The organism is Bradyrhizobium sp. IC3123, from assembly GCF_020193625.1.
Classification (GTDB): Bacteria; Pseudomonadota; Alphaproteobacteria; order Rhizobiales; family Xanthobacteraceae; genus Bradyrhizobium; species Bradyrhizobium yuanmingense.
This window is the reverse complement of record NZ_JADYVF010000001.1, coordinates 789712-801546: the sequence shown is the minus strand read 5'-3', so window position 1 is coordinate 801546 and position 11835 is coordinate 789712. Positions and strand designations below refer to the sequence as shown.

General features: G+C 63.9%; 10 protein-coding genes and 1 tRNA gene. 4 read left to right on the top strand and 7 right to left on the bottom strand.

Features of this window, described 5'->3' with window-relative positions:
• Nucleotides 1-13: 13 nt before the first annotated feature.
• Nucleotides 14-1285, bottom strand: coding sequence for an ATP-dependent Clp protease ATP-binding subunit ClpX (gene clpX / locus I6F20_RS04030; protein WP_008547851.1), 1272 nt, complete (start codon nucleotides 1283-1285; stop codon nucleotides 14-16).
• Between the two features lie 182 nt (nucleotides 1286-1467).
• Between clpX and I6F20_RS04025 the strand changes: the two genes are divergently transcribed.
• Entirely contained in the window at nucleotides 1468-1674 is a 207-nt protein-coding gene (locus I6F20_RS04025) for a hypothetical protein (RefSeq protein WP_141697650.1), read from the top strand.
• Between the two features lie 62 nt (nucleotides 1675-1736).
• On the opposite strand, the gene I6F20_RS04020 is transcribed toward I6F20_RS04025, so the two are convergent.
• The 3 genes from I6F20_RS04020 to I6F20_RS04010 all read right to left on the bottom strand — a co-directional run bounded on the left by I6F20_RS04020 (nucleotide 1737) and on the right by I6F20_RS04010 (nucleotide 4276).
• Nucleotides 1737-2372, bottom strand: a complete 636-nt coding sequence (locus tag I6F20_RS04020; protein WP_025036638.1) for an ATP-dependent Clp protease proteolytic subunit — start codon at nucleotides 2370-2372, stop codon at nucleotides 1737-1739.
• A 282-nt stretch (nucleotides 2373-2654) separates the two neighbouring features.
• A complete protein-coding gene (tig, locus tag I6F20_RS04015) occupies nucleotides 2655-4016 on the bottom strand; it encodes a trigger factor (protein ID WP_036010284.1) in 1362 nt (453 codons plus the stop codon).
• A 175-nt stretch (nucleotides 4017-4191) separates the two neighbouring features.
• Nucleotides 4192-4276, bottom strand: a tRNA-Leu gene (locus I6F20_RS04010).
• Between the two features lie 154 nt (nucleotides 4277-4430).
• On the opposite strand from I6F20_RS04010, the gene I6F20_RS04005 reads away from it, so the two are divergent.
• Entirely contained in the window at nucleotides 4431-5732 is a 1302-nt protein-coding gene (locus tag I6F20_RS04005; protein ID WP_225125152.1) for a multicopper oxidase family protein, read from the top strand.
• Between the two features lie 4 nt (nucleotides 5733-5736).
• On the opposite strand, the gene I6F20_RS04000 is transcribed toward I6F20_RS04005, so the two are convergent.
• Complete coding sequence (locus I6F20_RS04000; protein WP_225125151.1) at nucleotides 5737-7236, bottom strand: NAD(P)H-hydrate dehydratase; 1500 nt, start codon at nucleotides 7234-7236, stop codon at nucleotides 5737-5739.
• Between the two features lie 381 nt (nucleotides 7237-7617).
• Between I6F20_RS04000 and I6F20_RS03995 the strand changes: the two genes are divergently transcribed.
• Nucleotides 7618-7956 (top strand): P-II family nitrogen regulator, encoded by a 339-nt coding sequence (locus I6F20_RS03995; RefSeq protein ID WP_007603495.1) that lies wholly within the window; start codon nucleotides 7618-7620, stop codon nucleotides 7954-7956.
• A gap of 153 nt (nucleotides 7957-8109) precedes the next feature.
• Entirely contained in the window at nucleotides 8110-9519 is a 1410-nt protein-coding gene (gene glnA, locus I6F20_RS03990) for a type I glutamate--ammonia ligase (RefSeq protein WP_036010292.1), read from the top strand.
• Nucleotides 9520-9675: 156 nt separating this feature from the next.
• On the opposite strand, the gene I6F20_RS03985 is transcribed toward glnA, so the two are convergent.
• A complete protein-coding gene (locus tag I6F20_RS03985; protein ID WP_036010294.1) occupies nucleotides 9676-10437 on the bottom strand; it encodes a slipin family protein in 762 nt (253 codons plus the stop codon).
• Nucleotides 10434-11816: an NfeD family protein gene (locus I6F20_RS03980; RefSeq protein WP_225125150.1), complete on the bottom strand. Its 1383-nt coding sequence runs from the start codon at nucleotides 11814-11816 to the stop codon at nucleotides 10434-10436. The genes I6F20_RS03985 and I6F20_RS03980 overlap by 4 nt, the downstream gene beginning before the upstream one ends.
• Nucleotides 11817-11835 lie beyond the last annotated feature (19 nt).

The window sequence follows — 11835 nt, the reverse complement described above, 5'->3', positions numbered from 1 at the left end:
CAGCGCCGTCAGATCAGGCGCTGGCGTTCTCGACGGCACGATCGGACCGATCGGCATAGATGTAGAGCGGACGCGCCGTGCCTTCCACGACCTCGCGGGAAATCACGACTTCTTCCACACCTTCCAGGCCCGGCAGGTCGAACATGGTCTCGAGCAGGATCGCCTCGAGGATCGAACGCAGGCCTCGCGCGCCGGTCTTGCGCTCGATCGCCTTGCGGGCAACCGCGCCAAGCGCCTCGTCGGCGAAGGTCAGCTCGATGTTCTCCATCTCGAACAGCCGCTGGTACTGTTTCACCAGCGCGTTCTTCGGCTCCGTCAGGATCTTCTTCAGCGAGGTCTCGTCGAGATCCTCGAGCGTCGCCACGACCGGCAGACGACCGACGAACTCGGGGATGAGGCCGTACTTCAGGAGGTCCTCAGGCTCGACGTGACGGAAGATCTCGCCGGTCCGGCGATCCTCCGGCGCGAGCACCTGGGCGCCGAAGCCGATCGAGGTCGACCGACCGCGCGCCGAGATGATCTTCTCGAGGCCGGCAAAGGCGCCGCCGCAGATGAACAGGATGTTGGTGGTATCCACCTGCAGGAACTCCTGCTGCGGATGCTTGCGGCCGCCCTGCGGCGGGACCGAAGCCACCGTGCCTTCCATGATCTTGAGCAGCGCCTGCTGCACGCCCTCACCCGACACGTCGCGCGTGATCGAGGGGTTGTCGGACTTGCGGCTGATCTTGTCGATTTCGTCGATGTAGACGATGCCGCGCTGGGCGCGCTCGACGTTGTAGTCGGCGGCCTGGAGCAGCTTCAGGATGATGTTCTCGACGTCCTCGCCGACATAGCCGGCTTCGGTCAGCGTCGTCGCATCGGCCATCGTGAACGGCACGTCCAGGATGCGGGCGAGCGTCTGCGCGAGCAGCGTCTTGCCCGAGCCGGTCGGACCGATCAGCAGGATGTTCGACTTCGCGAGCTCGACGTCGTTGTGCTTGGTCTGATGGTTGAGGCGCTTGTAGTGGTTGTGCACCGCGACCGACAGGACCTTCTTCGCATGGCTCTGGCCGATGACGTAATCGTCCAGCACCTTGCAGATTTCCTTCGGCGTCGGAATACCGTCGCGCGACTTGACCAGCGAGGATTTGTTCTCCTCGCGGATGATGTCCATGCAGAGCTCGACGCACTCGTCGCAGATGAAGACCGTGGGACCCGCGATCAGTTTGCGGACTTCGTGCTGGCTCTTGCCGCAGAACGAGCAATATAGCGTGTTCTTGGAGTCGCTCGTGCCGACCTTACTCATTCATGTCTCCGTCCGCGGTTCGATCCCGTTCCGCTCGATCGCTCCATTCCGACACGATGGTCGGCATGAAGCTTAAGTAGAGCAAATTCCGTACCAAAAAAGACCCTACGCTTTACTACATTCCGTGCGAATCACGGTGGTTCGATTCTCCCGCGATCATAGCCGATCAATCGTAGCCAACCATGCTGTCACCCGACTATCAAGAATTCGCTAATCGGGGGTCGCCGGCTACCCGTGACAATACCGTGATTTCCGGTCTTGGCACGGGCGAAGTGATGGAAAACACCCCGGCGTTGCTGGATTGCCACGAAAAACAAGCACGAAAGCGGAACTTTCTGCTTGTCGCAGGGCGCAAAACCGCGTTTTGCGCCGTGCGCACGCGCACCTAACGTGAACGCTGCCCTGACGGGTCCACGGCAAACCGAGGGCTCGTCGTGACGCCTCAGTAGTGCTACGGGGCCTTCGCCGGCGCCGGCTCCTCGGCGCGCTTGTCGATCACCTTGTCGACCAGGCCGAACTCCTTGGCGTCGTTCGCAGTGAGGAACTTGTCGCGTTCCAACGCATCCTCGATCGACTTGTAGGTCTGGCCGGTGTGCTTGACGTAGATCTCGTTGAGCCGCTTCTTCAGGTTCAGGATCTCCTGGGCGTGCAGCATGATGTCGGTTGCCTGGCCCTGGAAGCCGCCGGAGGGCTGGTGCACCATGATGCGCGCGTTCGGCAGCGAGAAGCGCATGTCCTTCTCGCCGGCGCAAAGCAGCAGCGAGCCCATCGAAGCCGCCTGACCGGTGCACAGGGTCGAGACCGGCGGGCGGATGAACTGCATGGTGTCGTAGATCGCAAGGCCCGACGTCACCACGCCGCCCGGCGAGTTGATGTACATCGAGATTTCCTTCTTCGGATTTTCCGCCTCGAGGAACAGGAGCTGCGCGACGATCAGCGTCGACATGCCGTCCTCGACCGGGCCGGTCACGAAGATGATGCGCTCCTTCAAGAGGCGCGAGAAAATGTCGTAGGCGCGCTCGCCACGGTTGGTCTGCTCGACCACCATGGGCACGAGGTTCATGTAGGTTTCAACCGGATCGCGCATGAGTCACCTAGGGTTTCGGAGACGGACATCGCCGGGCAGGCTTGCCAGCTTGGCTGGATTTGCCGGAAGGCGAATGGACGTCCTGTGATGCAGGAACTTGGGTAAGAAGTAGAAAGGCGTAGCGACAGATATAGCCCATTTCGCTTCTGACAAGTGCGCAGCGCATTAAGGCTTAATCCGTGGCGGCAGTTGAAGCTGATTCGCACAAAGAGGCCCAGCCGGCCACCTGGCTAGCTGGGCCTCTTCGCTCATCATCCTTAATAGCGGGCTATCTCAAACCCTTCAGGCCGCGGTCTTTTCCGCGTCGTCGTCCTTGTAGAGGTCCTCGCGCGAAACCTTCTTCTCGGTCACGTTGGCGAGCTCGAGGATGAAGTCGACCACCTTGTCCTCGTAGATCGGTGCACGAAGCTGGGCCAACGCCTGGGCGTTGTTGCGGTAGAAGTCCCAGACCTCCTTTTCGCGGCCGGGCATCGAGCGCGCGCGCTCGATCACGGCGCGGCCGACCTCGTCGTCGGTCACCGTGATCTTGTTCTTCTCGCCGATCTCGGAGAGCACCAGGCCGAGCCGCACGCGGCGATCGGCGATCTTGCGGTACTCCTCCTTCGCCTTGTCCTCGGTGGTGTCCTCGTCGGCAAAGGTCTTGCCGGCGGAGTCCATCTCGGCCTTGACCGAGTTCCACATCAGGCTGAACTCCTCGTCCACCAGCGAGGGCGGCGCCTCGAAGCGATGTGCCTCGTCGAGGCGGTCGAGCAGCGCGCGCTTGACGCGCTGGCGCGTGGCGGTGGCGAACTCGGCGGTCAGGCGCTCGCGCGCGGCTTCCTTGAGCTTGTCCAGCGATTCCAGGCCGAGCGACTTGGCGAACTCGTCGTCGATCGCAAGGTCCTGCGGCGCCTCGATCAGCGTCGCGGTGGTCTCGAACTCGGCCGGCTGCCCGGCGAGCTTGTCGTTCATGTAGTTCTTCGGGAACGACACCTTCAGCGTGCGCGTCTCGCCCGCGCCGATGCCGATGAGCTGCTCCTCGAAGCCCGGAATGAAGGTGTTGGAGCCGATCAGGACCTGGATGCCCTCGCCGGTGCCGCCTTCGAAGATTTCGCCGTTGATGCGGCCCGTGAAGTTGATGGTAACGCGGTCGCCCGACTCAGCCTTGGTGCCCTCGCCCTTGGCGGCATAGGTGCGGTTGGAATCGGCGATGCGCTTGATCGCCTCGTCGACATCGGCGTCGGTGACATCAGCAACTGGCTTCTCGACCTGGAAGCTCTTGAAGTCGGCGAGCGCGATCGCCGGCACCACTTCGATGGCGACCGTGTAGGTCAAATCCGTCTTGCCGCTCAGCAGCTCCTCGACCTCGGCCTGCTCGCTCGGCATGGTGATCTTCGGCTCGGTGGCGAGGCGAAAGCCGCGCTCGGAGAACAGCTGCGTGTTGGTGTCGCGGATGGTCTGGTCGATGGTCTCGGCCATGACCGAGCGACCATAGACCTTCTTCAGATGCGAGACCGGCACCTTGCCCGGACGGAAGCCGTTGATACGGACCTTGTCCTTGAGGTCGACGAGCTTGGCGCCGGCCTTGGCGTCGAGATCAGACGCGGGAACGCTGATCTTGAACTCGTGCTTCAAACCTTCCGAGAGGGTTTCTGTGACCTGCATGGCGTCCAATCTTCTTTTCGTTCGGCCCCGGCACGTCGCGCGTCGGGACGCTGTCATTAATCGATCCGGCGCGAGGCAAACGCCTCCACACCGGTGGTTCATCGGACCCGCTTCCTGACGGATGATCATCCGCGCGGAAGCAGGCCTCGTAATCCGTGCAAACGCGATAAGCGCTTGGTGCGGGCGGAGGGACTCGAACCCCCACAACTTTCGTCACTGGAACCTAAATCCAGCGCGTCTACCAGTTCCGCCACGCCCGCGTGAATTCGCATCAAGACCGGCCGCGATGCCGCGGGCGGCCGGGCTTATAGCATGTGCCTGACTGTTCGCAGCAAAAAAATGGCCTGATGGAGGCAAGCTTCAAGTAGGCACTGCGGCTGGACTTATCCAGCACGGCGTGGTCCGGATCGTGCCATGACAACGCGGATCCATGCTCCCCATCGGCGCGAGGTTTTGGCCGGCTTAGGGGCCTCGGCAGCCGGGCTGATCGTGGGCGGTGCAGGCCCATCCGTCACGGCCCAGCTCGCGCTGCAGGCGAGACCGGCAACGCTGGCTTTGAGACCGGGTCAGCCGGCTACACCAATCTGGGAGCTGGCCACCGTAAGCCACCTCAGAGACGTGCGCCTCAAGCGTTTCGACCGCTGCCAGGTGGTCTTCAGCAACAACCTCCCTGTGCCGATTGCGCCAGTCTGGTACAGCCTCCACGCGCCGATGGCCGCCGACCCGCTCCGCGGCCGCGCCCCGGCAGCGCCGGATGCGACAGAAACATCAATTATTTCAGTGCCTAATGCAGGCACCCTGCTGGCCGACTTCCGCCTCTTCGAGCACCGCCTGCAGCAGCCCGCACGCGCGCTTCCGATCATCGTGGCCGAAACCGGCCCGGTCGCCGTCGATCGTGATGAGCTCCTGCTGATCCAGGAATGGCGCCTGCGGCCGGATGGCACCGCGGTCCCGCCGGGCCAGGACCCGAAGGACACGACGCCGCTTTACACACTCAACGGCAAGACTTCATTCGAACTCTCAGCTTCGGCGGGCGAGCGGCTGCGGCTACGCTTCATCAACGGCTCGCAACGCTCTGTTCTCGCAATCAAATTGGAAAACCACGAAGTCCGTGTGATGGCCCTCGACGGCCAGCCGGCCGAGCCGTTCCCCGCGCGCAACGGCGCGTTGGTGCTGGCCCCGGGTGCGCGGACCGACGCTTTCGTGGATGCGGCCAGTTCGGCCCCGTTTATGCTGCATGACGGCAAGGCGGTGCGCCAGGTCGGACACCTGACTGTCTCCGGGAAGCTGGAGCGCGCTCCGCTGCCGCCGCCGCAGCCGCTCCCGCCGAATGATCTGCCCGAGAAGCTCGATCTACGAGCCGCCCTGCGGTTCGATGTCGCGCTCGGTACGGCCGATGCCGGCTGGGCACGGCCCGCGACCTTCTCCACCGCCTCCGCCCCTGCCTTCCGCGCCAAGACCGGCCGCACCGTGGTGCTGGCGCTGCAGAACCCCGCCCCGGTCACCACCGTGTTTCACCTGCACGGCCACCATTTCCGGCTGCTCGACAAGCTCGACGACGGCTGGAAGCCCTATTGGCTCGACACGCTCGCGATCGAGCCTGGCCAGACCCAGCGCATCGCGTTCGCCGCGACCTCGGCCGGACGCTGGCTGATCGAATCCGTCGTGACCGACTGGGCCGCGCCGCGGCTGGTGCGCTGGTACGGGGTGGAGTGAACGTTCAGTATTCGATGCCCAGCGCGTCATAGATCCGCCGGTGCACGGCCGGCAGCGTCTCGGTCAGATCCTCCGCGATCAGGCCCGGCCCAGCTTCGCTTCCCGCCTCGCCATGCATCCAGACGCCGATGCTGGCGGCCTCGAACGCCGGCACGCCTTGCGCCAGGAGCCCGGCGATGATCCCGGACAGCACGTCGCCGGCGCCGGCCGTGGCGAGCCAGGGCGGCGCATTGGCGGCGATGGTGGCGCGGCCGTCGGGGGCGGCGATTGTGGTGTCCGGGCCCTTCAGCAGCACGACGGCGCCGCAGCGCTCGGCGGCGGCGCGGACGCGCTCGAGCTTGGAGCGGCCGGGATGCTTGTTGCTGAGATCGGAGAACAGGCGCGGAAACTCGCCTTCGTGCGGGGTCAGCACCACCGCATTGTCCTGCGAGGACTTGATTGATTCAAACAGGCGCTCGGGGGTTGCGGCAAAGCTGGTCAGCGCATCCGCATCGAGCACCAGATGCCGGTGCGCGGTAAGCGCGGTGTGGATGAGATCGCAGGTGCGCTCACCGATGCCCGCACCGGGGCCGATGATACAGGTGTTGTAGCGTTTGTCGCCGAGCAGCTCGCCGAACTCGATCGCGCTGTCGACGGGGCGAACCATCACCGCGGTGAGCGCGGCAGCATTGATTGCGAGCGCATCGCGCGGGCTCGCCAGCGTCACGAGGCCCGCGCCGGCGCGCAGCGCGCCGCGCGCGGCGAGCCGTGCCGCGCCGGTCGCGGCTGCATCGCCCGAGACCGCGAGCACGTGACCGCGCGCATATTTGTGGCCATCGATGCGCGGCACCGGAAACGCCGCGCCCCAGAGATCCGGATCGTTCTCGAAGGTCTGCGGCGCGATCTCCTCCAGCACCTGCGCATCGATGCCGATGTCGGCAACGCGCACGCGGCCGCAATGCATGCGCCCGGGCAACAGCAGATGCGCCGGCTTCTTTCGGAAGAAGGTGACGGTCTCGGTGGCGTTCACCGCCACGCCCATCACGGCCGCGCTGGTGCCGTTGATGCCGCTCGGCAGGTCGACCGCCAGCACCGGGGCACCGTTGGCGTTGATCGCCTCGATCATGGCGCGCGCTTCGCCATCCACGGTGCGGCTGAGGCCGGCGCCGAACAGCGCATCGATGATCAGCGCAGGCCTGCCGATCGCCTGCGGGTTGAACGGCAGCACCGGGTGCTTCCAGCCGCGCGCGGCCGAGGCGGCATCGCCCTGGAGCTGGTCCCGCTCGCACATCAGGATCACCGAAACCTCGCGCCCCTGCGCGGCGAGCTCGGCCGCGGCCACGAAACCGTCCCCGCCATTGTTGCCGGGGCCGGCGACGATCAGGATCGGCCCCTCCTCCACCAGCGCATGGGCGGCCTCGGCGACCGCCTGGCCGGCGCTGAGCATCAGCTTGAAACCGGGCGTGCCGGCCGCGATGGCAAGCTGGTCGGCTCGCTGCATTTCGGCGTTGGTCAGAACTTCCATGCCACTTCCTAGTACAAACGCCTCTTGAACAGGCATCTTTTGCGCCGATCCGGCGGTGGGAACGTCGAAATGCACATATATTGAACCGTTTGCCTATTTTGCGGTCTTCGGTATTTTGTGCAGGTCGGCACCATCACTCAGAGATGCTCGTTAAAAGGCTGATAACGCTCCGATAATCAGGGCATTTGCAACTTGGCATAGACCCTGCTTTCGAGGAAGCCGCTTCGGTTCGTCGTGCTCACTGACATCTTGAAGGGCGTGGCCGGCCGTTGTTGCCGGACGGGTCAGGGATCCCGGCACAGAGAAGACAAGATCGTGCGTTGAGAAATGCGCGTCCTGACGAAGACGTTGCTATTGGATCGAAAGGCCGGGAGTCGCGCAGTGAAGAAAATCGAAGCCATCATCAAGCCATTCAAGCTCGACGAGGTGAAGGAAGCGCTTCAAGAAGTCGGTCTGCAGGGCATCACCGTCACCGAGGCCAAGGGCTTTGGCCGGCAGAAGGGTCACGCCGAACTTTACCGCGGCGCAGAATACATCGTCGACTTCCTGCCGAAGGTCAAAATCGAGATCGTGATCGGCGACGATCTGGTCGAGCGCGCCATCGACGCGATCCGCCGCGCCGCGCAGACCGGCCGCATCGGCGACGGCAAGATTTTCGTCTCCAACATCGAAGAGGCGATCCGCATCCGAACCGGCGAATCCGGGCTGGACGCTATCTGAACCGGGTGCTATCCCGCATTTTGCGACACTCTGACAAGAAATAAGGCTGCTTCGGCGGCCTGATTTCGTTTGTGCGGTCGCGCGCGAACTCGCCAAAAGCGAGAACAATCTTGCTCACCTGGAAACCGACCCGCAGAGCCATAAGGGGTATGCATGAAGACCGCCAAAGACGTCCTGAAATCGATCAAGGACAACGACGTGAAGTACGTCGACCTGCGCTTCACCGATCCGCGCGGCAAGTGGCAGCACGTCACGTTCGACGTCAGCATGATCGATGAAGACATCTTCGCCGAAGGGACGATGTTCGACGGCTCCTCGATTGCCGGCTGGAAGGCGATCAACGAGTCCGACATGTGCCTGATGCCCGATCCGGTGACCGCGACGATCGACCCGTTCTTCGCCGAGACCACCATGGTCATTACCTGCGACGTGCTCGAGCCGACCACCGGCGAGCCCTATAACCGCGACCCCCGCGGCATCGCCAAGAAGGCCGAGGCGATGGTGAAGTCGATGGGCGTGGGCGACGCCGTGTTCGTCGGCCCCGAAGCCGAGTTCTTCGTGTTCGACGACGTGCGCTTCTCCTCCACCCCCTACAACACCGGTTTCCGCCTCGACTCCTCGGAGCTGCCGACCAACTCCGACACCGAATATGAAGGCGGCAATCTCGGCCACCGCGTCCGCACCAAGGGCGGCTATTTCCCGGTGCCGCCGCAGGACTCGGTGCAGGACATGCGCTCGGAGATGCTCGGCGCCATGGCCAAGATGGGCGTCAAGGTCGAGAAGCATCACCACGAGGTCGCTTCCGCCCAGCACGAGCTCGGCATGAAGTTCGACACGCTGACGCTGATGGCCGACCACATCCAGATCTACAAGTACTGCATCCACCAGGTCGCGCACATCTACGGCAAGACCGCCACCTTCATGCCGAAGCCGGTCTACGGCGACAACGGCTCGGGCATGCACGTGCACCAGTCGATCTGGAAGGACGGCAAGCCGGTGTTTGCCGGCAACAAGTACGCCGACCTGTCGGAGACCTGCCTCCACTATATCGGCGGCATCATCAAGCACGCCAAGGCGATCAACGCCTTCACCAACCCGTCGACCAACTCCTACAAGCGTCTGGTCCCGGGCTATGAGGCCCCCGTGCTGCTCGCCTATTCCGCGCGCAACCGCTCGGCGTCGTGCCGCATCCCCTACACCGCGTCGCCGAAGGCCAAGCGCGTCGAGGTGCGCTTCCCCGATCCGCTCGCCAATCCCTATCTCGGCTTCGCCGCGATGCTGATGGCCGGCCTCGACGGCATCAAGAACAAGATGGATCCGGGTCCGGCGATGGACAAGGACCTCTACGATTTGCCGAAGGAAGAGCTGAAGCAGATCCCGACCGTGTGCGGCTCGCTTCGCGAGGCGCTCGAAAACCTCGACAAGGACCGCGCCTTCCTCAAGGCCGGCGGCGTGTTCGACGACGACTTCATCGACGCCTATATCGAGCTGAAGATGACCGAGGTCGAGCGCTTCGAGATGACCCCACACCCGGTCGAGTTCGACATGTACTATTCGGGCTAAGCGGTCCGAACTATCCGCGACAAGCAAAAGGCGCTTCCGGAAGGAGGCGCCTTTTCGTTTGAGGAGGCTCGACAGCTACCACGTCGCCGTGAACGCCCGCTGCAGCTCGGTCGGAGCCGTGGCGCCCGCTCGCGATCAGCACCTCGCCGCTTTCTGTTACGGGTTGTCAGGTCGCGGCATCAAATGGTCGAGCAGGCCGGTGGGGAGCGGAAACACCACGGTCGACGAGCGTTCACCGGCGATGTCGTGCAGAGCTGCGAAGTAACGCAACTGCATTGCCTGAGGCTCTTGCGCCAGGATCCGGCCGGCTTCGACGAGCTTTTCGGCGGCCTGCTGCTCGCCCATCGCATTGATCACCTTGGCTCGCCGCAAGCGCTCCGCCTCGGCCTGTTTGGCGATCGCGCGAACCATGGTTTCGTTGATATCGACGTCCTTGATCTCTATGCCGGTGACCTTGATGCCCCAGACGTCAGTCTGCTTGTCGAGGATCTCCTGGATATCGGCGTTCAACCTGTCGCGCTCGGCAAGCATCTCGTCGAGCTCATGCTTGCCGAGCACCGAACGCAACGTGGTCTGGGCGAGCTGGCTGGTCGCCGCCATGTAGTCGCCGACCTTGATGATGGCGCGCTCGGGGTCGACGATGCGGAAGTACAGGACGGCGTTGACCTTGACGGAGACGTTGTCCCGCGAAATCACGTCCTGCGGCGGCACCACCTGCACCATCACCCGCAGATCGACCTTGACGAGTTGCTGCACGATCGGGATGAGGAGTATCAGGCCCGGGCCCTTCACACCGGTAAAGCGGCCGAGCGTGAAGACGACGCCGCGCTCGTATTCGCGCAGGATTCGAATGGCCTGGGATAGAAACACGATGACAAGCAGCGCAAGCGCCGCATACGTCAGATATTCCAGCGTCATGATGTACCTCCCTCGCCTGTCCGGGCGGGTGTGCGGCGTATCAGCAGCGTCAGGTCGACGACATTGGCGACCTCTACCGTCTCTCCGGGCTTGAAGGTTTCGGCGCCGCGCGCCTGCCAGCGCTCACCATGGGCGAAGACATGACCTTCGTTCCCGTTCCAGTCGAGAACCTCGGCGGGCAAGCCGCGCATGGCCTGTGCGCCGAGCAGCGCAGGAGCTTTGCGGACGCGCCGAAGTGAGCCAAGCACGATCAGAACAAAGCCGCTGAACACGACCGCAGTGGTGCCGATCACCCACCACGACAGTTGGTACCCAGGCGCCTCGCTCCTGAAGAGCATCATTGCTCCCAGCACGAAAGCGATGATCCCGCCGAACCCGACCACCAAGGTCGGGTTGAAGACTTCGACGGTGAGAAGCACAAGTCCCACCAGCATCAGGGCGAGGCCGGCATAGTTGATCGGCAGCAAATTGAGCGCGTAGAGGCCGATCAGCAGGCAGATCGCGCCGATAACTCCGGGGGCGACGGCTCCGGGAGACATGAACTCGAAGATCAGGCCGTAGATGCCGACCATCAGGAGAATGAACGCCACGTTCGGGTTGGTGATGACCGCCAGGAACCGGGATATCTGTCCGGGCTCGATGGCTTCGACGACAGCATCCTTTGTTGCGAGGCGTTGCGTCTTGCCGCCTGCGAGCTCCACCACACGGCCATCAACCTGCCGCAGCAATTCAGCCTGATCGCGCGCGACGAGATCGATGGCATGTGCCTCCAGCGCGCCGTTGGCGGAGAGTGTTGCGGCCTCGCGGACCGCCCTCTCCGCCCACTCCGCATTGCGGTTGCGCAGCTCGGCGAGGCTTCGGATGAAGGCGACGGCATCGTTCGTGGCCTTCGCCGTCATCGCGTCCTTCGGCTCATCCTTCTTGTCTTTGCCATCCTTGTCGGGTGTGCCGCTCGGCAGGCCCGGCAGCGGTCCGCCAATCTGGACCGGCGTCGCCGCACCGATGTTGGTACCTGGTGCCATCGCCGCGATGTGGGTCGCGTAAAGGATATAGGTCCCCGCACTCGCCGCGTGGGCCCCGGAGGGAGCGACGTAGCCAATGACCGGGACGTGCGAGGCGAGCACATCCGCGATGATCTCGCGCATGCTGGAATTGAGCCCGCCGGGCGTGTTCATCCTCAGAAGCACGACCTCGGCGCGCCGTTCGCTCGCCGTGGCCAAAGCCTCCCGGACGTAGCTGGCTGACGCCGGGCCAATCGCCCCGTCGATCGAAACAACAAGGGCTACGCGCTTGCTCTCCTCCGCTGAGCTGGGAAGGAGGCAGCAGATCAAAGCCACGACGGTGATCGCCGCAACGAGGGCCGCCTTCATGGTCTGCACGGCACGGGCTCCCTTGCAG

Excerpts from the sequence above, each read along its gene's own strand:
- clpX (WP_008547851.1), bottom strand. The coding sequence starts at position 1,285 with ATGAGTAAGGTCGGCACGAGCGACTCCAAGAACACGCTATATTGCTCG.
- I6F20_RS04025 (WP_141697650.1), top strand. The coding sequence starts at position 1,468 with ATGCTGTCACCCGACTATCAAGAATTCGCTAATCGGGGGTCGCCGGCT.
- I6F20_RS04020 (WP_025036638.1), bottom strand. The coding sequence starts at position 2,372 with ATGCGCGATCCGGTTGAAACCTACATGAACCTCGTGCCCATGGTGGTC.
- tig (WP_036010284.1), bottom strand. The coding sequence starts at position 4,016 with ATGCAGGTCACAGAAACCCTCTCGGAAGGTTTGAAGCACGAGTTCAAG.
- I6F20_RS04005 (WP_225125152.1), top strand. The coding sequence starts at position 4,431 with ATGACAACGCGGATCCATGCTCCCCATCGGCGCGAGGTTTTGGCCGGC.
- I6F20_RS04000 (WP_225125151.1), bottom strand. The coding sequence starts at position 7,236 with ATGGAAGTTCTGACCAACGCCGAAATGCAGCGAGCCGACCAGCTTGCC.
- glnA (WP_036010292.1), top strand. The coding sequence starts at position 8,110 with ATGAAGACCGCCAAAGACGTCCTGAAATCGATCAAGGACAACGACGTG.
- I6F20_RS03985 (WP_036010294.1), bottom strand. The coding sequence starts at position 10,437 with ATGACGCTGGAATATCTGACGTATGCGGCGCTTGCGCTGCTTGTCATC.